This is a genomic window from Chryseobacterium sp. FW101-FHT12H09 (assembly GCF_058790395.1).
On the sequence record NZ_JBYTCP010000004.1, the window covers coordinates 62,772 to 82,885 of the forward strand.

The 20,114-nt window shown below is 35.2% G+C and carries 22 protein-coding genes; 12 read left to right on the plus strand and 10 right to left on the minus strand.

Features of this window, described 5'->3' with window-relative positions:
* Positions 1–15: 15 nt before the first annotated feature.
* Positions 16–1,182: an MFS transporter gene (locus tag AC3WRL_RS15865; protein ID WP_492330722.1), complete on the minus strand. Its 1,167-nt coding sequence runs from the start codon at positions 1,180–1,182 to the stop codon at positions 16–18.
* The gene (locus AC3WRL_RS15870) at positions 1,179–2,123 is read right to left on the minus strand and encodes an alpha/beta hydrolase (protein WP_492330723.1); all 945 of its coding nucleotides are present in this window, start codon (positions 2,121–2,123) and stop codon (positions 1,179–1,181) included. The genes AC3WRL_RS15865 and AC3WRL_RS15870 overlap by 4 nt, the downstream gene beginning before the upstream one ends.
* A 159-nt stretch (positions 2,124–2,282) precedes the next feature.
* Between AC3WRL_RS15870 and AC3WRL_RS15875 the strand changes: the two genes are divergently transcribed.
* Complete coding sequence (locus AC3WRL_RS15875; RefSeq protein WP_214825000.1) at positions 2,283–2,648, plus strand: winged helix-turn-helix transcriptional regulator; 366 nt, start codon at positions 2,283–2,285, stop codon at positions 2,646–2,648.
* Between the two features lie 54 nt (positions 2,649–2,702).
* Here AC3WRL_RS15875 and AC3WRL_RS15880 read toward each other — a convergent pair whose 3' ends face one another.
* Both AC3WRL_RS15880 and AC3WRL_RS15885 read right to left on the minus strand, forming a co-directional pair.
* Complete coding sequence (locus AC3WRL_RS15880) at positions 2,703–3,890, minus strand: MFS transporter (protein ID WP_492330724.1); 1,188 nt, start codon at positions 3,888–3,890, stop codon at positions 2,703–2,705.
* 103 nt (positions 3,891–3,993) lie between these two features.
* Entirely contained in the window at positions 3,994–4,683 is a 690-nt protein-coding gene (locus AC3WRL_RS15885; protein ID WP_492330725.1) for a CatA-like O-acetyltransferase, read from the minus strand.
* Positions 4,684–4,933: 250 nt separating this feature from the next.
* Here AC3WRL_RS15885 and AC3WRL_RS15890 point away from each other — a divergent pair, with 250 nt between their 5' ends.
* The 6 genes from AC3WRL_RS15890 to AC3WRL_RS15915 all read left to right on the plus strand — a co-directional run bounded on the left by AC3WRL_RS15890 (position 4,934) and on the right by AC3WRL_RS15915 (position 9,586).
* Positions 4,934–5,917, plus strand: coding sequence for an aldo/keto reductase (locus tag AC3WRL_RS15890; protein ID WP_261512166.1), 984 nt, complete (start codon positions 4,934–4,936; stop codon positions 5,915–5,917).
* Between the two features lie 88 nt (positions 5,918–6,005).
* Complete coding sequence (locus AC3WRL_RS15895; protein WP_214825006.1) at positions 6,006–6,851, plus strand: NAD(P)-dependent oxidoreductase; 846 nt, start codon at positions 6,006–6,008, stop codon at positions 6,849–6,851.
* 18 nt (positions 6,852–6,869) lie between these two features.
* Positions 6,870–7,325: a PPC domain-containing DNA-binding protein gene (locus tag AC3WRL_RS15900; RefSeq protein WP_214825007.1), complete on the plus strand. Its 456-nt coding sequence runs from the start codon at positions 6,870–6,872 to the stop codon at positions 7,323–7,325.
* Between the two features lie 213 nt (positions 7,326–7,538).
* Positions 7,539–8,390, plus strand: coding sequence for an SDR family oxidoreductase (locus AC3WRL_RS15905; protein WP_214825010.1), 852 nt, complete (start codon positions 7,539–7,541; stop codon positions 8,388–8,390).
* Between the two features lie 9 nt (positions 8,391–8,399).
* Positions 8,400–8,654, plus strand: a complete 255-nt coding sequence (locus AC3WRL_RS15910; RefSeq protein WP_251040450.1) for an Atu4866 domain-containing protein — start codon at positions 8,400–8,402, stop codon at positions 8,652–8,654.
* A 17-nt stretch (positions 8,655–8,671) separates the two neighbouring features.
* Complete coding sequence (locus tag AC3WRL_RS15915) at positions 8,672–9,586, plus strand: helix-turn-helix domain-containing protein (RefSeq protein ID WP_214825013.1); 915 nt, start codon at positions 8,672–8,674, stop codon at positions 9,584–9,586.
* Positions 9,587–9,647: 61 nt separating this feature from the next.
* Here AC3WRL_RS15915 and AC3WRL_RS15920 read toward each other — a convergent pair whose 3' ends face one another.
* The 4 genes from AC3WRL_RS15920 to AC3WRL_RS15935 all read right to left on the minus strand — a co-directional run bounded on the left by AC3WRL_RS15920 (position 9,648) and on the right by AC3WRL_RS15935 (position 12,266).
* Entirely contained in the window at positions 9,648–10,145 is a 498-nt protein-coding gene (locus AC3WRL_RS15920; protein ID WP_492330726.1) for a hypothetical protein, read from the minus strand.
* A 28-nt stretch (positions 10,146–10,173) separates the two neighbouring features.
* Positions 10,174–10,977 carry a helix-turn-helix domain-containing protein gene (locus tag AC3WRL_RS15925; protein WP_214825019.1) on the minus strand — a complete coding sequence of 268 codons (804 nt, stop codon included), beginning with the start codon at positions 10,975–10,977 and terminating at the stop codon, positions 10,174–10,176.
* An 18-nt stretch (positions 10,978–10,995) separates the two neighbouring features.
* Entirely contained in the window at positions 10,996–11,397 is a 402-nt protein-coding gene (locus AC3WRL_RS15930; RefSeq protein WP_214825022.1) for a GlcG/HbpS family heme-binding protein, read from the minus strand.
* 80 nt (positions 11,398–11,477) lie between these two features.
* A complete protein-coding gene (locus AC3WRL_RS15935) occupies positions 11,478–12,266 on the minus strand; it encodes an SDR family oxidoreductase (protein WP_492330727.1) in 789 nt (262 codons plus the stop codon).
* A 217-nt stretch (positions 12,267–12,483) separates the two neighbouring features.
* Between AC3WRL_RS15935 and AC3WRL_RS15940 the strand changes: the two genes are divergently transcribed.
* From AC3WRL_RS15940 to pdeM, 4 genes are all read left to right on the plus strand, one after another.
* Positions 12,484–13,506, plus strand: a complete 1,023-nt coding sequence (locus AC3WRL_RS15940) for a ligase-associated DNA damage response exonuclease (protein ID WP_214825028.1) — start codon at positions 12,484–12,486, stop codon at positions 13,504–13,506.
* Positions 13,503–15,083 carry an ATP-dependent DNA ligase gene (locus tag AC3WRL_RS15945; protein ID WP_492330728.1) on the plus strand — a complete coding sequence of 527 codons (1,581 nt, stop codon included), beginning with the start codon at positions 13,503–13,505 and terminating at the stop codon, positions 15,081–15,083. The genes AC3WRL_RS15940 and AC3WRL_RS15945 overlap by 4 nt, the downstream gene beginning before the upstream one ends.
* Before the next feature lies 1 nt (position 15,084).
* Positions 15,085–17,535: a ligase-associated DNA damage response DEXH box helicase gene (locus AC3WRL_RS15950; protein WP_492330729.1), complete on the plus strand. Its 2,451-nt coding sequence runs from the start codon at positions 15,085–15,087 to the stop codon at positions 17,533–17,535.
* A gap of 100 nt (positions 17,536–17,635) precedes the next feature.
* On the plus strand, positions 17,636–18,280 hold the full coding sequence (gene pdeM, locus AC3WRL_RS15955) for a ligase-associated DNA damage response endonuclease PdeM (RefSeq protein WP_492330730.1): 645 nt from the start codon (positions 17,636–17,638) through the stop codon (positions 18,278–18,280).
* Between the two features lie 3 nt (positions 18,281–18,283).
* Here the strand turns inward: pdeM and AC3WRL_RS15960 are convergent, their stop codons facing one another.
* On the minus strand, positions 18,284–18,805 hold the full coding sequence (locus AC3WRL_RS15960; protein ID WP_261512157.1) for a GNAT family N-acetyltransferase: 522 nt from the start codon (positions 18,803–18,805) through the stop codon (positions 18,284–18,286).
* Between the two features lie 169 nt (positions 18,806–18,974).
* Here AC3WRL_RS15960 and AC3WRL_RS15965 point away from each other — a divergent pair, with 169 nt between their 5' ends.
* Complete coding sequence (locus AC3WRL_RS15965; protein WP_492330731.1) at positions 18,975–19,706, plus strand: MBL fold metallo-hydrolase; 732 nt, start codon at positions 18,975–18,977, stop codon at positions 19,704–19,706.
* Positions 19,707–19,713: 7 nt separating this feature from the next.
* On the opposite strand, the gene AC3WRL_RS15970 is transcribed toward AC3WRL_RS15965, so the two are convergent.
* The gene (locus AC3WRL_RS15970) at positions 19,714–20,055 is read right to left on the minus strand and encodes a helix-turn-helix transcriptional regulator (protein ID WP_214825034.1); all 342 of its coding nucleotides are present in this window, start codon (positions 20,053–20,055) and stop codon (positions 19,714–19,716) included.
* Positions 20,056–20,114 lie beyond the last annotated feature (59 nt).

Sequence of the window (20,114 nt, forward strand, 5' to 3'; positions counted from 1 at the left end):
CAAAATTTATTACATTTAACTGTTTCTTGCTGTCACCATTTTCTTTTTTCTCTCTATCATGCTTCTTAACCCTATCATCAGTAAGGCTAGCAGTCCAAAAAAAAGCCCGATCCATGGATTATACTGAACGTCATAACGGATAATCATCCAGCCTCCGAGTGTTGTTCCAAGAGTTACTCCCAAATTACCAAATGAAGTAGCCAGACTATTGGCAAACTCCAAAGAATTCGGTGCTGAAGAGATCATATAAGTGGACGCATTAAGAAAACTCGGGGAATACAGAAACCCCCAAATTCCAATGGCAATAATAGTCATGATCATACTTCCATCAGACCAATATAGAAGTACAGGCATAATAATAGTTCCTGAAAGAAAAAAAGCTGTAGTAAGTGTTATATTTTTGCTAAGCATTTTTCCCGCGATCCAATTGGCAATGACCCCGATAATTCCAAATAAAAAAAGCATATAACTCACCATGGTAGAATCCATCCCCTTAGCTTTATTCAGATAATCTGCAAAATAACTATAGGTAGAAAACCAAGCGGTAATCATAAAAAAATTCATTGCTGTGCTGATTATAAAAGTAGGCTGTGTAAGTATTTTAATCTGGCTTCCGTATGTTTTCTTTTCTTTTACAGGCATAGAGGGCAATACACAATAAATGGCTATTAGTGCAATTAAACTTACAATGGACTGGATGAGAAATGAATATTCCCATGACCACAAACTAGCAATCCAGGTTGCAAAAGGAACCGTAGTAACCATTGCAATAGCTACCCCACTAAATACAATACCCATAAGTTGATTACTGTATTTTTTGTCAGCCTGTGATACCGCAACAGACAATGCTGTTGCAATATAAACAGGCTGTAAGAAAGCAGGTAAGATTCTTACAAGCATTAAAAGCCAAAACGGAGGAGAAAAATAAGAGACAATTCCGGTGATAAGAAATATAAATATCGCAGTAAACATTACACTTTTACGGTTAAATCCTGATGTCAATAAGGTCATAAAAGGTCCTGTTAAAGCAATGATTAAAGCGAAAGCACTTAGTAAATAGCCTGCTTTATCTATGCTTATTTTGTAATAGTCTGCTATTTGTGGTAAGATTCCAATGACTCCAAATTCGGTCGTAATGACTGCAATAAACCCCAGACATCCAATATATGCATACTTTTTCATCCCTGCTTTTCTGTGATGGTTTCAAAATTCTGACAGGCAAAAATCGCCATCTCATCTACAGCTTTCTGAACTTCATTTAGAATTTCTCCCATATGCATAAAGCCATGAACCATATTTTTATAGAAGCTGATATGGACAGGGATCCCTGTATCTTTCATATGCTGTGCCAGTTCTTCTCCTTCATCTCTTAATGGATCATGCTCTGCTAAAATAACCATAGTAGGGGGTGTATTTTTAAAATCTTCAATTAGTATAGGAACTGCTAAAGGATCAAGTTGGTTTTCTCCCGTAGGATAATAATGTTTCCAGGCTTCAATTCCACCTTTTTTGTTTAAAACAGGTCCATTTTCATAGATTGACCAGGAGTTTGTATTGAGTTTATTATCAGCTGCAGGATAAATTAAGATCTGAAACTTAAACAGCTCCCCTAGCTGTGTTGAAACACTAGTAGCAAGTGCTCCGCCTGCACTGTCACCTATGATCCCAATCTGATGCCTGTCGATCCCCAGAGATACAGCATTATCAACAACCCATTTTACGACATGAGTACAATCATTGAGTCCGGCAGGGAAAGGATGCTCCGGAGCCAATCTATAATCTATAAAAATGACAACTGACCCAGTTTTATTGGCTAATTTCCGAACGACAGCATCATGGGTTTCAAAGCCCCCCGCAATAAACCATCCTCCATGTATATAGATGATGGCTGAAGAGCTTGGATTTTCCCTTCCTTTTGGACGATACACTCTAGTTGGTATTTCATGTTTTCCGTGGGTAATATTGAATTCCTCAATCATCTTTACAGCCTCTTTTTTTTCACTCAATTGAAACGTCATGGTATCAAGGTATTTTCGGGTTTCTTCTAATGGATTAAATGCATTGAATAGCTGTATTTTTTCTAAATGATTTAAAATTTGAGTTATCGGTAATGTTAATTGCATTTTTCTTTTTATTTTATGTTAAATATTTTATTGCAGGAAACTTTAGCGCTATTGTTCCCATTACTGAATATTTTCAGTTTGCAGGGACAAAATTAATTTTCAAATCTTACATTTGCACTGTATACAGTGAATTGTATGGGACTAACAAATTTGTAAGCCATGGGGGAAATAAAAGAAAATTCGACAAATAGCATCAATAGAAAATACATACAGGAATGTGATCTGTCGTATGCAGTTTGTAAAATTGGAGGAAGATGGAAATTATTGATATTAAATCAATTAAAGGATAATAAATTGCGCTTCAGTGAAGTCCGCGACCGAATTTGCGGAATCACAGAAAGAATGCTGACGCTACAATTGAGAGAGCTGGAAAAAGAAAGTCTTATCAAGAGAACTGTGTATGCTGAAGTTCCAACAAGAGTAGATTACGAATTGACAGATATTGCCAGAGAACTGATCCCGATATGGGAAGTGTTGGAAAAATGGGGTGAGAAACACCGGAAATTAATAAAAAACGGACATTAACAACTGATCTTAAAAATTAAAGGAAATCACAAATAGTATTTTAACCGGACACAATTAAGAATTACTGGTCACTTTTTTATTAAATAATATGTGGGCTATCAAAGCCAGAAGTCCGAAACTAGCCCCTACAAAACATACTCCATTCCACTGTGCGTAATGCCAGGCAATGGAAGCCAGCCAGGTTCCAAGTGATCCACCAATGAAATAAAAAACCATATAAACGGTATTTAATCTGTTGACTGCATTGGTTTTAATTAAAAAATAATTGGTCTGATTCATAATATGGCTTGATTGAACACCAAGGTCAACAAGGATAACACCTACAATCAATCCCCAATAGGTTTCACCTGCAAAATATGTAAATGCCCAACTTCCCAATACAATCAGTAGTGAATATAGGATAATCCTGTTCAGATCCATAAATTTTTGAAATTTCCCAACTTTAGCGGCAGCTAATGCACCAACCGCTCCTGCCAATCCGAAACTTCCTACAACAGATGAACCGGCATTAAAAGGAGCTTTTTCCATATGAAAAGCCAGAGATGTAAACAATGCACACATTGAACCGAAAGCCATTGCTCCACGGAAAGAGGCCAATTGTAAAACAGGTTGTGTTCTGGCTAAGTGAAATACAGAGCGCATCAGTTCTTTATAAGTCCCTTTGAAATTAGGAAGCAGATCCGGAAGCATTTTATATACCGCGATCCAGACAACGATCATTACACCCGCAGCAATGCCAAACATGGCTCTCCAACCCCATATTTCACCCACAATTCCTCCTACAAAACGTGATAAGAGAATGCCCATCAGTAAACCTGACATCACCACTCCAATATTGGAAGACCGCTCTTCATCAGATGAGAGCTCAGCAGCGATAGGCACAAAAAGCTGGGGAATTACAGAAGTCATCCCAATTAGTAAACTGGCAGCATAAAGCATCCACAAATGAGTGGCAAAAGTCATCCATAAAAGTGATCCGAAAACCAGAAAAAGATCTACCAGTATCAGTTTTTTACGTAGAAATTTATCCCCAAGAGGGACAATTAGTAAAAGTCCTAATGCATATCCTACCTGAGTAAGTACAGAAATTTTACTTGCAGCACTTTCAGAAACATCCAGGTCGTCAGAAATAAGAGCCAGTAAGGGTTGGTTATAATAATTATTTGCAACTACCAGTCCTGAAATAATAGCCATTAGCCAGATTACAGTACGTGAAATACCAGGAGATGAGCTCGTCTGCATAGCAAAATTTTAAATTTAAATTTAATGAAAGAAATTAGTGAACTAAAGAATGGAATATCTTTTAGATAGACACAAAGATACCTATTTATATGAAAAATATTTCTTAAAGATCCAGCTGTCTTTGAAATTCTTCCAGATATTTTGCAATATGAAGACCGTCAGCCAGACCGTGATGTGCTTCAATAGAAACAGGCAGGTATTTTCTCCCCTTGCGGATACTAAATTTTCCAAACGTAATTTTGGGGATAGATTCTGTTGGATCAAGATTAGTAGGATGTAACAAAGCACTGAAAGTATTCCACGGAATGGTAGAATGTCTTATTAAAGCTTTAGTCACAGTATCGGTACTCAATCTTAACCCTGAAGAATTTTGTACCGCTTTAACTTCTTCCTGAAGTTCAGCATTAAAAGTTTCAAATTGTTCTGAAAAAGGAATAAATGAAAAACCAAAGGTTCCATCAGCTCGGGCAATGGTGGTTCCGGCGTGGATGACATCAAATAGAACAACCTGATCATCTACGATCCGCATTTTTAATTCATTCACAGAATTTATTGCGGCCATTGATTTATGAAGGTAATAGGCAAAAAAAGAATAGCCATTTGCTTTTACCGTATCATAAGCCGTAGTACAATCTACTTCTGTTGTAAAACCAAAATATGGACTTGCCATTTTTGAAAAAAAATTAAAATGTTCTTTTCTGTTCCATTGTTCAACATCGATGATCTTCATTTTACTTACTGCTTTATCATTTCTGCAAATTTCCGTAAGTTTTCTGATTATAAAAAATTCCAAGATGAAAAATTTAAGCTTATTTCTACCATAAGATTGATATGTAATATTTATATTAATTAATGAATTTAAATAATAAAGGATCTGATTTAAATATTGTTTAACCACATATTTCCCTAAATTTATATGATGTAATAATGATAAAGTTTCAGAGTACAAAATGTGCAGTTTTAACACAAATCATCGATGTCAATTTATGATAAGTTGCTGTCTGTCATCAATACTTTTTACATTATACATTAACACAAAAAATATGAATTACAGAAAATTAGGATGCAGTGAACTGGAAGTCTCAGCGATCACGCTTAGAGCTTGGGCTACTGGAGGTTGGATGTGGAAGAGCAAAGATCGAAAGGAAGCTGTTGAAGCAATTAAAGCGTCTCATGATGTTGGAGTGACTTCTATTGATACTGCCCCAATTTATGGACAGGGAGCCAGTGAGGAAATTGTTGGAGAGGCTATTAAAGGATTTTCTCGTGATAAAGTTCAAATTCTCACAAAATTCGGGATGCGTTGGGATTTGGAGAAAGGAGATTTTGCAATGAAAAGCTATGATCATAATGGAAATGCGATCGAAGTTTATAAATATGCGGGAAAAGAAAGCATTATTTATGAATGTGAACAAAGCTTAAAGAGATTAGGAACTGATTATATTGATCTGTATCAAATTCACTGGCCAGATTCTACCACTCCCATCGATGAAACTTTTGAGGCTGTTTTAAAATTAATAGAACAGGGAAAAGTGCGTTTTGCAGGAGTTTGTAATTATACTGCATCACAGATACAGCAAGCCGAAAGAACGCTTCCTTTGGTTTCTAACCAAATTCCATTCAATATGGTCAACCGCACCGTTGAAAGCGAAACAGTTTCTTACTGCATAGATCACAACAAGTCTGTGTTGGCTTACAGCCCATTAGAAAGAGGATTGCTAACAGGGGAAATACATTCCGGTTATGAGTTTAAACCCGGTGATCATAGAGCTAGTTTACCTCATTTTCAACCCCAATTTGTTGAAAAAACAAATGTCTTTTTAGATAAAATTAAACCTATTGCAGAACAGCATAATGCAAGTTTGAGTCAGTTGGTTTTAAGATGGACTATTGAAAGACCTGGAATCACTATCGCCTTAGCAGGAGCCAGAAATGTGGAACAAGCTGTTCAAAATGCAAATGCAATTCATATTAATTTAAGCAAAGAAGAACTGAAAACAATCGATGATCTGGTAAATACTTTTTAAAAACTAAAGATTAAAAGTTGAAATTATCGACCATAATAGTCTTTTCTCTTTACTCTTTACTCTCATTATCATTAATATTATAAAAGCTATGGAAAATACAAAATTAGGGTTTATTGGATTAGGAAATATGGGAAATCCAATGGCCAAAAATCTGGAAAAAGCGGGATTTCCGCTATCTGTTTATAACAGAACAATTGAAAAAGCGGAAGACTTTAAAGAAAAATCAACAGTTTACAGTAAGGTTTCAGATGTGATTAAAAACAGTGATGTTATTTTTACAATGCTGACCAATGATGATGCAGTAAGAGCAGTATATGAAGAAATACTATCAGTAGATATTCATGGTAAACTGTTCGTTGATATGAGTACTATTTCTCCTGAGGCAAGTAATGATATTTCTTCCGCTGTTAAAATAAAAGAAGCCGGATTTATTGATGCTCCTGTTGCCGGAAGTACAAAACCTGCTGCTGATGGTACCCTGATTATTATGGTAGGTGGCGAAGAAAAAGATGTAGAGCGTGCACAACCTTATTTACAAAAGCTTGGAAAAACCATCAAGCATTTGGGAGAGAATGGAAAAGGAATTGCTGCAAAATTATCAGTAAACTATTTCATATCTACCCTATATCAAGGACTTGCTGAGACTGTTTTATTTTCGGATAAGCTAGGAATAGAACGTAAAGATATGCTGGACATTATTAATGAGAGCGCAAGTGGTAGTGGTGCTACAAAAGTTAAAACACCACTACTGGTGAATGATAACTATGAACCGGCATTTGCATTAGATCTTATGTTAAAAGATATTCTTCTCGCCAAAAAAGCGGGAGCTGATTATCCATTATCAAAAACATTAATTGATACCTACCAGTCGGCTCATGATGCGGGATTTGGAAAAGATGATGTGATCGGTATTATCAATTATCTGAAAAAATAATCATTATAAAAACATGGTATGAACACGGATATTTTTAAAGGAACTCTTTGGACTGCTAAAAAAGTAGATGAGATCTATATTGTAAGTGTAAAAGACAGGTCAGGTATTGTAGAAGCATTGACGGACTTTGTTAAGGTTCAAAAAATACAGTCCGGAGAGATAACAGGAATAGGTGCAGTAAGCGAGGCAACACTTCGGTTTTTTGTTCCTTCGACAAAAAATTATGTCGATAAGACTTTCAATGAACAAATGGAGGCCTCTAATATTTCAGGAAATGTTTCAGTAATGGATGATAAACCACTACTCCATTTGCATATCACGTTGGGAAGACAGGACTATACCGCTTTGGCAGGACATCTCTTGGATGCAAAGATCCGCGGTGCAGGAGAATTTATTTTTTATCCTTTGAACACAAAAATGGTAAAAGTTAAAGATGATGAAGTTGGGATTAATTTTTATGATTTTGAAAAATAATGCTCCAAATCCAATCATAAAAGATACTATATATATGCACTTTTGTATGCATAAAAAGAGAACTTAACAAATACAAACAATGAAATTGGTTTTGAAGCCATCAGAAAATCAAGCCATCCACGATTTGGTTATACCTTTGGTGGATTCAGTTAAGTAGAATTTTGTTTTCCTTATGATCTTTGTATCATCAATTAAGATCAAAAAATAAAGAAAATGGAAACAAAAAAAGTATGGTTCGTTACTGGTGCCTCTAAAGGATTGGGACTTAATTTAGTTAAAAAATTACTAGCCGAAGGATATCGTGTAGCAGCAACGAGTAGAAATGCGGATTCTCTGATTAAAGAGATTGGTAGTGCATCTGAAACATTTTTACCCCTGGAAGTCAATTTGAAAGAGAATTCAAGTGTTAAGGAGGCTGTTGAAAAAAGTATAGCTCATTTTGGACAACTTGATGTTATTGTAAACAATGCCGGATATGCGCAGGTTGGTTCTTTAGAAGAGCTTTCTGATGAGGAATCACGTGAAAATTTTGATGTTAATGTATTTGGAGCATTAAATGTTGTCAGAAATGTAATGCCTTATTTACGAAATCAGAGATCAGGAAATATATTTAATATTTCTTCAGTAGCAGGTTTCTCCGGAGGTTTTGCAGGTTGGGGGATCTATTGTTCCACCAAGTTTGCTATGGCAGGATTTACAGAAGCACTGGCAGAGGAAGTTAAAGAATTTGGCGTAAAAGCTACTGTTGTATATCCTGGATATTTTCGTACAGAATTTCTTACAAAAGGATCAATCAGAACTCCTGAAAATGCTATCGAAGATTACAAAATGGCACGTGAATCTCAACAACTGCATCTTGATACCATTAATGGAAATCAGATGAATGATCCAGAAAAAGGAGCAGAAGTTCTCATTGCGATGAGTAAAGAAGAGCATCCACCTGTACATTTGTTATTAGGAAATGAAACGATTGATTTACTTAAAAATAAAATCGATATCCTAACCCAAGATGCTGAAAAATGGAAAAATTATACCCTATCTACAGCTTATACTGAACTTTCATAAAAAGTACCTATGAACAATACGATAGAAGAAACAAAAGAATATATCGGAATGTGGGTAACCAAAGACGGTCACATCCGCCATGAATTATTACCCGACAATCGATACGACGAAGCCCGTGGTTCGCGTGAAAGTGCCTACCAGGGAAGTTATTGGGTTTCAGGAGATCATATTGATTATAAAGATGATACTGGATTTACCGCAGACGGCGACTTTAAAGATGGGATATTATACCACGGTGGTATGGTTTTTTATAAAGAAAATTGATTTACTAAATTAGCACGATGGAAAAGATGTTTCGCTTTAATTCGATTTCCGAGTTTCATAACTTTTGTAATCTACCTGGTCCTGAACATCCATTGATCAGCCTGATTGATTACAGTAAGGTTTCTTATCCTATAGATGATAATGAAATGAAATGGATTCAGAATTTCTATTCTGTAGGCTTAAAAAGGAATGTTAATGCCAAATTCAACTATGGCCAGCAACAGTATGATTTTGATTCGGGGGTTCTGTCATTTGTTTCTCCACTTCAGTTTTTAAAAGTAGAGATCAATCAAAATGTAAAAGTAGAGCCAACGGGCTGGATACTTCTTATACATCCTGATTTTCTATGGAATACTTCACTGGCAAAAAAGATAAAATCGTACGAGTTCTTTCAATATTCAGTAAATGAAGCTCTTTTTTTGTCAGAAAAAGAAGAAAATGCAATCGCTGAAATTCTAAAAAACATTGAAAAGGAATATCAATCCAACATCGATAAGTTCAGTCAGGAATTGATAATTGCCCAATTAGAATTATTGCTTATCTATTCCGAACGATTTTATGAGCGACAGTTTCTAACCAGGAAAAAATCCAATCATGAGATTCTTGAACGATTTGAAGAGACCTTATCCCGGTATTTCAATAATGGGCATATCCCGGAAAATGGTTTGCCTACGGTAAAAGCTATTGCTGAAGAAATGAATATATCCCCCAATTACCTTGGAAGCTTATTACGGATTCATACGCAGCAGAACACCCAACAGCATATCCAGAACAGACTTATTGAATATGCTAAAGAGCGGTTGAGTACCACGAATTTGTCTGTTAGTGAAATTGCTTATGAACTTGGTTTTGAACATCCACAATCATTTAGTAAACTTTTCAAACAAAAAACGACCCAATCCCCTTTGGAATTCAGAAAATTTTTCTCGTAAAAGCATTTACGAAATGACCATATACAAGGTGAGCTGTTTATTGCAGCTCATCTTTTTTTAACTAATTTATTCTGTTAGATTCTTGTATAAAAGAAAGATACGTTTTTAACCTTGCATGAAAGAAAGTATCTGTCATAAATAGAACCAGGAATAGAATAATAAAGCCAAATGAGAGACCCTTCATGTAGCAGCTGTCAAAAAGTAAATATATGGAAAGTATGAATAGAGAAACCCAAATTGTTTTAAAAATGACATAACTCTTACTATCTTTTTTCGCTTTGATGTATTCTTTCGTAAGAGTTAGCTGATGATTTTTTGAATATTCTTTTTCAACCCTTTGTATCTCTTTACCTTTGGTTACCAAAAGATAGCCTCCATAACTTAAAAGCATTAATGATAAAATACTTAAAGGGATAATAAGCCCTTTAAAAAAGACATCACTTGTTTTAGTTGAATAAAAAATAAGAGGAATACAAAAAATAATAATACCGGCTATCATCAGTTTAGCCTGAATTAAGTCTCCTTTAGTCCAATTACTAAACTGTTGAATAAAATCCATTATAATACAATTGATAAATTAATTCTAATCAGACTTCAGTGGTTGTTACTCCAAATTTCTTTTTAAACGAATAATAGAAATGCGACAAATTCTCAAACCCAAGATCAAGATAAATATCAGTGGGTTTTTTATTTTGATGTTTAATTAAATAATAGGCTTCTTCCAATCGTTTTTCTTTAAGCCATTTTTGGGGAGGTATGCTGAATGCTTTTTGAAAATCACGCTTAAAACCAGATAGACTGCGGCCTGTTAATTTTGCAAAAGCTTCGACAGGTAAGTTGAAAATAAAATTCTGATTCATGAATTCTTTTAAATCAGTTTTATATGGCTCAGAAAAATCAAAAAGCAAATTCTTAAAATCAGGATTACTTTGTAAAAGAAGCTCAATTGCTTCCTTTACTTTTAACGAAGCTAGTTTTGAGCTTGCATTTTTAGTTTTATCAATATAGGGAATCAGAGAAACAAAATACTTCGTAAAAAAATCATCCGACTCAAAAAAGAATTTTTGTTTATTCTTAAATTCGTTATCAACAATAATTTTGTTTTCTGCTGCATATTGCTGAAGTGTATTTTTATCCAGAGTAATTGAAATAAATTGATACTGGGTTTCTTTAGAAGGATGTTTTATAGTTCTTACAAGTTGATTTTTTCTGACCAGAACAACTGTATTTTCTTTAATAATAGTCTTGCCCTGATCATGAAAAGCATGAGTCTCACCAGATAATTGGAATCCTAAAAAATGATCTGGAATAAATTCTTCCATTCCCCTGTATTTTTCAAAAGCACAAGAGTATACCAATCGATCAAATATTATTTCAGAACTTTTTGTCATAATACAAATATCTGAAATTTAAAAAATACCAGCAGCCCCTTTGTTTGCTATTTCCTTATCCTGCTCCGGCGAACCTCCGGAAGAGGCAATAGCTCCTATTATTTTTCCCTCTTTATTTTTAATAACCACGCCACCTGCTATTGTTAAAAGTCCGTCGTTAGAATTTAACATACCATATCCATGAATGTCAGCACCTGAAACAATAGTGCCCATTGTATCACTGTCGACACCGAACATTACTGCAGTTCGGGCTTTTTTAATAGCAAAATCGATGACGCCATAAACGCTGTCCAGTCTTGCAAATGCGACCAAATGTCCTCCTGTATCTACTACGGCAAGGCTTACAGGAATATGTAAAGATTTTGCTTTTTCTATGGATGCATTTATTGCAATTGTTGCTTCAGAATAAGTGATATTCATTTGTTTTTTTTATTTAATGATGTTAAATGAATGCGTAAACAAAAATATTTACGCATTCTCTGAATATTGAATATTGTGTTTTAACTTTTTACACTCCAGGCTTCTGTTTGTAATTGTTTTACAAAATCCTCTGTTTCTTTAGGGTGTAAATTTCTGAAATTACTATGATCATCTAATGCAACATTTACAATTACATCAGCCATAGATTGTGGATCAAGTTGGTTGGCAAGAGCTTCAGTAGTTCCTGCAAAAACTGATTCTGGGGTGAAATTTACCTTAGGATCATACCAATGCATAATAGAATCTACTCCCCTATCATTAAATCCAGTTCCAAAAACTCCCGGATTACAGGTTGCTATTTTGATGTTAAAAGGTTCTAATTCTGTCTTAAGACCTTCTGCGATAGCCTCTAAAGAATGTTTTGAAGCACAGTAAGCAGCAACGTAAGGAACAGTCCAAAGACCTCCCATTGATGATGTAAAAACAATTTTACCACCTTTCTTGTCGATAAATTTTTTAATAAAACCTTGAGCCAGCTCCAAAGCTCCGAATACATTTACTTCAAACATAGAACGGATCAGATCCAGAGGCTGCTCAGCAATAGGTCCTCCTTCCATGATACCGGCATTACTTATTAAAATATCAATATCATATTTTTTTAAAGTATAAGCAATGTCTTTAGGATTGGTCACATCTAATTTATCAACAGTCATCTGAACACCCTGTTCTTTGGCTTCTCTTATTAAATCACTCATCTGCGGGTAAACCTGTGTCGTCGCAATGACATGGTGTCCCTTTTTAGCTAGATCGAAAGCTGCAATTTTACCAAAACCACTTGCAGCACCTGTAATTAAAATTGTTTTACTCATTTTGTATTTTTTATTCTGTTTAGTTAGTAAAACAAATTTCAACTTTATGTGAACTTATGTTATTGGTGGAAAGCCCAATGTTTTATTGCTGGAAAGTTCAATCTAAAAAAATGTTATTTTTAAATATTTATTGGTGATTGGTCAGCTTTTTGAATGATAAAATCAACCAAAGTCATATAAATACCAAAAGTTTTTATAGATCATAATATATTATTCATTGAAACTAATTACATTCACAAAAAAAGGAATTTATTGTCCTCAAGGTCAATTTTACATAGATCCCTGGCGGCCTGTCGATCTGGCGGTGATCACTCATGGACATGCAGATCATGCCCGTTGGGGAATGAAAAAGTATTTTTGCCACCATTTTACCAAACCTATTTTATACCAAAGAATAGGACCTGAAATTGAATGCCAGAGCGTAGGTTATGGTGAAGTTACAATAATTAATGGAGTCAAGGTTTCTCTACATCCTGCAGGCCATATCATAGGATCTGCCCAAATCAGATTAGAGTATAAAGGATATGTAAGTGTAATTTCAGGAGATTATAAAGTTCAGGATGATGGATTAAGTACTCCTTTTGAATTGGTAAAGTGTCATGAATTTGTGACTGAAAGTACTTTTGGGCTTCCCATTTACAACTGGTTGGAAATTGAAGATCTTAATAAAAAACTTCAAAATTGGGTATTAAGAAATAAAGAAAACGGGAAAACATCTGTTTTTGTGGGCTATTCTCTTGGAAAAGCACAACGTATTATGAAGGCAATAGAAGGATTAGGAAAAATCCATGTTCACTATTCTATTGGGAAGCTCAATGAAGCTTTTGAAAGTGTGGGAATAAAACTTCCTGAATATGAGGTTCCTGACTTTAAAGAAAGTACCAAGCATCTGCAAAGTGAAATTGTTATTGTTCCGCCGGCTTTATTAGACAGTAATATCATTCGTAAAATACCCGAAGCGGCGACAGCCATCTGTTCAGGATGGATGCAGGTTCGGGGTGCCAGAAGATGGCGAAGTGCTGATGCAGGATTTGCAATGAGTGATCATGCAGATTGGGGTGGATTACTGCAGGCTGTAAAAGCTACTGAAGCAGAAATTGTTCATGTTACCCATGGGCAAACGGAAGTTTTTTCAAAATACTTAAATGAAATAGGTGTTAAAGCTGATGTTGTACAAACTCAGTTTGGTGAGGATGAAGAAGAGGCTGAAAAAGAAAACATTGAAAATCCTGAGCCATGAAACATTTTGCAGAATTGATCAATGCTTTGGAAAGCACTAATAAAACCAACGCTAAAATAGATGCGATCATCGATTATCTTGAGCGTGCACCTGAAGAAGATAAAGTATGGTTTATTGCTTTGTTTACCGGCAAAAGACCCAAAAGAAATGTCAATACAAATTTAATGAAGGAATGGGCATTGGAAATTACCCAACTTCCCTTCTGGCTTTTTCAGGAGAGTTATTCATCTGTAGGTGATCTTGGTGAAACACTTTCCTTAATTCTGCCACAGCCTACAGAAAAAATAGAGCGGACTCTTTCACAGTGGATGAATGACATTGTAAATCTGAAAGATAAAACTGAGGCCGAAAAAAAAGAATTCGTTTTACAATCGTGGAATGGGCTGGATTATACGGAGCGACTGATTTTCAATAAATTATTAGGTGGAAGCTTCCGTATAGGTGTTTCCGATAAAACATTGATCAATGCTCTGACAAAATATTCAGGGCAGGAAGCAAGTGCATTAATGCATAGCATGATGGGAAAATGGAATCCTGGTGAAGTTTCTTTTCAGGAATTGATCTCAGCAGAAAAAGTGAATGCTGACAACTCTCGTCCTTACCCATTTTGTCTCGCCTATCCTTTGGAAAAAGAACTTTCCGAATTGGGAGAACCTAACGAATGGCTGATCGAATATAAATGGGATGGAATACGTGGTCAGATCATCAGAAGAAATGATGAAGTTTTCATCTGGTCCCGGGGTGAAGAACTGATCACTGAACAGTTTCCTGAAATTGTAGAAGCTGTAAAGGCTATGAAAGGGAATTTTGTTTTAGATGGAGAAATACTTGCGGTAAAGGATGGTAAGGTTTTAAATTTTAATGAATTACAGAAAAGGTTAAATAGAAAAAATGTTACTAAAAAGATGCTTACTGATATTCCTGTTGAAGTATTTGCTTATGATTTAATTGAACTTGAAGGCAACGATCTACGGGTGAAGCCCATCTCTGGAAGAAGAGCTATGCTCGAAGAATTATTCCTTAATGAAAATCCTGAAAAAATTCGGCTTTCAAGGGTTATTGAATTTGAAAAATGGGATGAATTAGATCAAATCAGAGAAAGTTCACGGGATATTAATAGTGAGGGATTAATGCTTAAACAAAAGAATTCTCCTTATCATTCAGGACGAAAAAAAGGCGACTGGTGGAAATGGAAGATCAATCCAATGACCATTGATGCAGTATTGATCTATGCCCAGAAAGGAAGTGGAAGGCGAAGTGCTTATTATACTGATTATAGTTTTGCTGTAAAAAATGGAGATTCTCTGGTAACAATTGCGAAGGCCTATTCAGGGTTAACGGATAAAGAAATTATGGAGGTCAGTCGTTTTGTAAATAAGAATGCTATTGAAAAATTTGGGCCGGTCCGCACAGTAAAAGCTGAGCTTGTTTTTGAAATTGCTTTTGAAGGAATAGGCTTCAGTAGTCGCCATAAAAGTGGTGTAGCATTGCGTTTTCCAAGAATCGTACGGTGGCGGAGAGACAAAACGGTAAATGAAATAGATGATCTTGAAGAAATAAAAAAACTGATACAATAATTTGACTGCTTTTGAAAATACCAATGGATTTAAGGTCATTCAGCAATGGATGGCTGAAAAAGGTAATTCCCCTTTCAAATTTCAGACAGATACCTGGTGGAAGTTTGGAAATGGATACAGCGGAATGGTTATTGCGCCAACAGGATTTGGAAAAACTTATTCTGTATTTTTAGCTCTGATCACTGATTTTCTCAATCATCCTGAAAAGTATAAAAAGGGACTGAAAATGATCTGGATCACTCCTCTTCGATCCCTTTCTAAAGATATTGCAAAGGCAATGGAAGAGGCTATCAATGAGATAGGACTGGATTGGACTGTTGGAGTGAGAAATGGCGATACTGATCCCAAAACAAGGCAGCAACAGGTCAGAAATATGCCAGATATTCTAGTGGTAACTCCTGAAAGTTTACATCTTCTTTTGGGTCAAAAAGATCATTTGAAATTTTTCAAAAATCTCCATTGCATTGCGGTTGATGAATGGCATGAACTATTGGGTTCCAAACGGGGTGTAATGGTAGAACTGGGTATTTCACAGGTTAGAAAGTATGTTCCTTTATTAAAAATTTGGGGAATTACAGCAACAATCGGTAATCTGGATGAAGCACTGGAGGTCTTAATTCCATATGATATCAAAAAAACAAAAATTACTGCGAAACAGCAGAAAAAAATTGACATCATTCCTGTATTTCCGGATGAAGTCGAAATTTTACCATGGGCAGGGCATTTGGGGGCTAAGCTTGCTGATAAAATTGTTCCTATTATTCTTGAATCTAAATCTACGATCGTATTTACCAATACCCGGAGTCAGAGTGAAATGTGGTATCAGTTATTGCTTAATGCATATCCTGATTTTGCGGGCCAGATTGCTATTCATCACAGTTCTATTGATGCTCATTTAAGAATCTGGATCGAAGATAATTTAAGCAGTGGTAAATTAAAAGCTGTTGTTTCTACTTCATCTTTAGATTTAGGTATCGACTTCAAACCTGTTGATACTGTGATTCAAATAGGTTCTGCTAAAGGTGTGGCCAGATTTCTGCAACGCGCCGGACGAAGTGGACACTCTCCTTTTGAAACCTCTAAAATCTATTGTGTTCCCACACATTCTCTGGAACTGATTGAAGTGGCTGCCTTAAAAGAAGCCGTAAAACAAAAAGTTATTGAACCTCGTGAACCTCAGGTGTTGTGCTTTGATGTTTTGGTACAGTTCCTGATGACTTTAGCTGTTGGTGACGGATTCTTTCCTGATGAAACCTATGAAAGAATTAAAAAGGTCTATACTTTTCAGGAGATGACTCCTGAAGAATGGAAAGAGATCATTGATTTTCTTACTATTGGCGGCAGTGCATTAAAAAGCTACGAAGAATTTCATAAAGTAGTGATTATGGATGATGGGTTATTTAAAGTGACTTCCAGAAAAATAGCTATGCTGCACCGGATGAATATGGGAGCGATCGTAAGTGATGCAATGCTAAAGGTTAAATTTATTTCTGGTGGTTATATTGGAATGATTGAAGAATACTTCATTTCAAAGCTTAAAAAAGAAGAAAAATTTATTTTGGCCGGAAGAGTTCTTGAAGTAGCAATGGTTAAGGATATGACCGTTTATGTACGTCTGTCGAAAGGAAAAGCCTTAGTTCCCAGTTACCTTGGCGGAAGATTACCTTTAAGTTCCAATTTGAGTACTTTTTTAAGGGAAAAGCTTTCCGGGGCATTGAATCCTGCTTCTTCAGAAAAAGAACTTAAATTTTTGCATCCTCTCCTTGTCAGTCAGGAAAAAACATCCCATATTCCGAAAGAAGATGAATTTCTGGTGGAACTGATTAAAAACAAAGAAGGGTTTCATTTGTTTATGTACCCTTTTGAAGGACGTCTGGTGCATGAAGTCATGGCTGCATTAATTGCCTTCAGAATTTCTAAACTCGCTCCTATTTCCTTTTCAATGGCCATGAATGATTATGGTTTTGAGCTGTTCAGTGATAAAGAAATTCCTTTAAATGAAGGCAACCTGGAGAAGATTCTAACCCGTGATAATCTGATGGTTGATGTTATTTCAAGTATTAATTCTGCTGAAATGGCACGTAGAAAATTCCGCGATATTGCCGTTATTTCAGGAATGGTTATCCAAAATTTCCCTGGACAGCAACGATCAAATAAAGCCTTACAAAGTTCAGCGGGACTCATTTTTAAAGTATTTGAAGATTATGATCCAAATCACTTTCTTGTAAGACAGTCTTATACAGAAGTTTTTAATATGCAGCTACAAGAACAAAGACTTGTAGAAGCCTTCAAAAGAATTGAAAAATCGAAAATTATTTTAAAATATTCTAATACTTTTACACCGTTAAGCTTCCCAATTAAAGTAGATAGTCTTCGTCAGACTCTTTCAAGCGAAGGTTTAGATGCGAGAATACAAAAATTGATAGAACAGGCGGGTAAGAGAAGAGAATAAAGAGTTGAAATATGGATATTGACGATTTAGAAGTTAGATTTAATAGATTAGCTATACCTGAATCCCGGTCTGGAAATTCAGAAAGCTCTCGAAAATAAACATGTATATAGCCACAAAAAATATCAGTATTCAAAATGAAGTTTTTACTTTAACGAATCAGCGTGCGTTGTTTTGGAAAAAAGAAAAAGCATTGATTCTGTCAGATCTTCATATTGGAAAAACGGCTCATTTTAGGAAAAATGGAATTGCACTGGCAAATCATGTGATGAAGAGTGACCTTGAGAGATTGTCGGTACTAATTGCTTATTTTCAGCCTGAAAAATTTATTGTTGTCGGAGATCTGCTGCATGCGGGAAACAATTCTGATGTCGAAGAATTTTGTGAATGGCGAAATCAATACTCCAAACTGAAGTTTTATCTTATTGAAGGAAATCATGACCGTATTTCAAAGGAGCTGGAAGAAAAATTATGTCTTGATTTTAAAGCAAAAATTTTAGAATTGGCAGATATTCTTTTTATTCATGATTTTGATAGGTTCAATCCGAAGTTTCAGATTACAGGACATATTCATCCTGGATTTGTCATTAATTCCACTGTTAAAAATATCCGTCTACCCTGTTTTGTACAAACTACACATCAATTATTACTTCCCGCTTATAGTGAGTTTACAGGATTAGATACAAAAAATCTCCCTAAAGGAGGAAGATTCTATGTTTTTACGGATGCTGAGATCTACCAAATCTAAGCTTTATTCTAATATTTTTTTCATCATGAGATCGGTCTGTTCCTCATTTCCTAAACGGAAAATATGTTTATCGAATTCGACAAAACCATTCTTTTTATAAAAATTCACGGCTCTAAGGTTCTCCTCCCAAACTCCTAACCATATGTAAGCTTTTTTCTGTTCTTTTGCCACATTTAAAGCTTTGTCATAAAGGAGTTGGCCAACCTTTTTACCATGATGACTGCTTCTTACATAAATCCTTTCAATCTCAAGTGATGTTTTATCCTGCAGTTCGGTTTGTGCAGTGCCTGCATTAAGTTTTAGATAGCCAATTGGGTTGTCTTCTTCCCAGGCGATAAAGAAAAAAGAATCCGAATTATTTAGTTCATCTGTCAGCTTTTCTTTGTTAAAGCTTTTTTCAAGATAGAGATCCATTTCCTCCTTCGAATTATCTCCGGAAAATGTTTCTGAGAAAGTTTCTTTTCCAATGGTCTGCAGCGTTTCCCAATCCTCCAGAAATGCCTGATTTATGATTATTGAGTTCATATTCACTTATTGTTTTAATTCTACTCATACAAAATTACGAATACCATATAAAATAGTCTTGTATACCCTGATGAAATTTAATTTTTTTTGGGCCATAATCGGTTTTGGCGATAGCTTAAATCGAAAAATAAAGTTTTTAATATTTAGAAATATTCAGGAAATTTGTATCATGAAAATCATCCCGTTAAAAGAAGGCAATTTTGTAGCCAGCCCAACAAAAGACTTTAGTCTTTTAACGACAGAAAAAACAGATCTGGCTCAGGGAATAAAAATGTCTGTACAGCTCTTCCTTATTATCACAAAAAATGACTTTATTATTTTAGATACTGGTTTAGGCTGGAAAAGTGAAACCGGTAAAACAATCGTTTCAGAGATTTTAAAGAGAGAAAATATTAACCCAAAACAAATTACGAAGGTCCTGCTCTCCCATCTTCATAAAGACCATATTGAAGGAGCAATACAATATACGGAAGACGGTTTTGAAGCGACATTTCCAAATGCTGATATTTATATTCAAAAGCGCGAACTTGATTATGCTATGGAGAATAAAGGAAATCCTTCTTTTGATTTTAAAACACTCGAAAAACTGATCCAACTTCCTAATATCATCTGGATGAACGATGACAAAGGATCTATTACTGATGAAATCTCTTATGAAGTGGTTGGTGGACATACGCCTTTTATGCAGGTTTTCTGGATTACCGAAGATGGAGAAACTGCTTTTTATGGTGCTGATGATCTTCCGCAAGAAGCTTATTTACGGTATCATCTTGCCTATAAAAGTGATTTTGATGGTAAAAAAGCAATGGAACTAAGACAGATCTGGCAAAAAGAAGCTGAAGAAAACCATTGGAAAATACTATTTTATCACGATCTTAATAAGCCATTCATTCAATTTTAGCAGGATTCTATAAATTATTAAACCACTTATAAATATCTACCTCAGATGGAATAAGCAGTTTCTTTCGAAGTCTGTTCTTTCGGTTCTGAACAGCTTTAGGCGTTACATACGTATAGGTTGCTACTTCTTTTGTAGATAAATTTAGTTTTAAATAAATACAGAAAATCAATTCTGAGTTTCTCAGATTAGGTTGTATAGCGAATATTTTATCAAAAAAACCAGGATAAACTAGTCTGAATTTATTCAATAGACGGGGGGAATTTTCTTTGGCTAATGCTATAATTTCATCTTGAGCAAAAATTTTTTCGTTTAAATCTTCTAAATTGAATCCAGGTTTTTCGTTTTTCATAATATTGTTCTCATCTCTGCTAGTTCTGTAGCTTTTTTATTGTTTACAGAATTAAATCC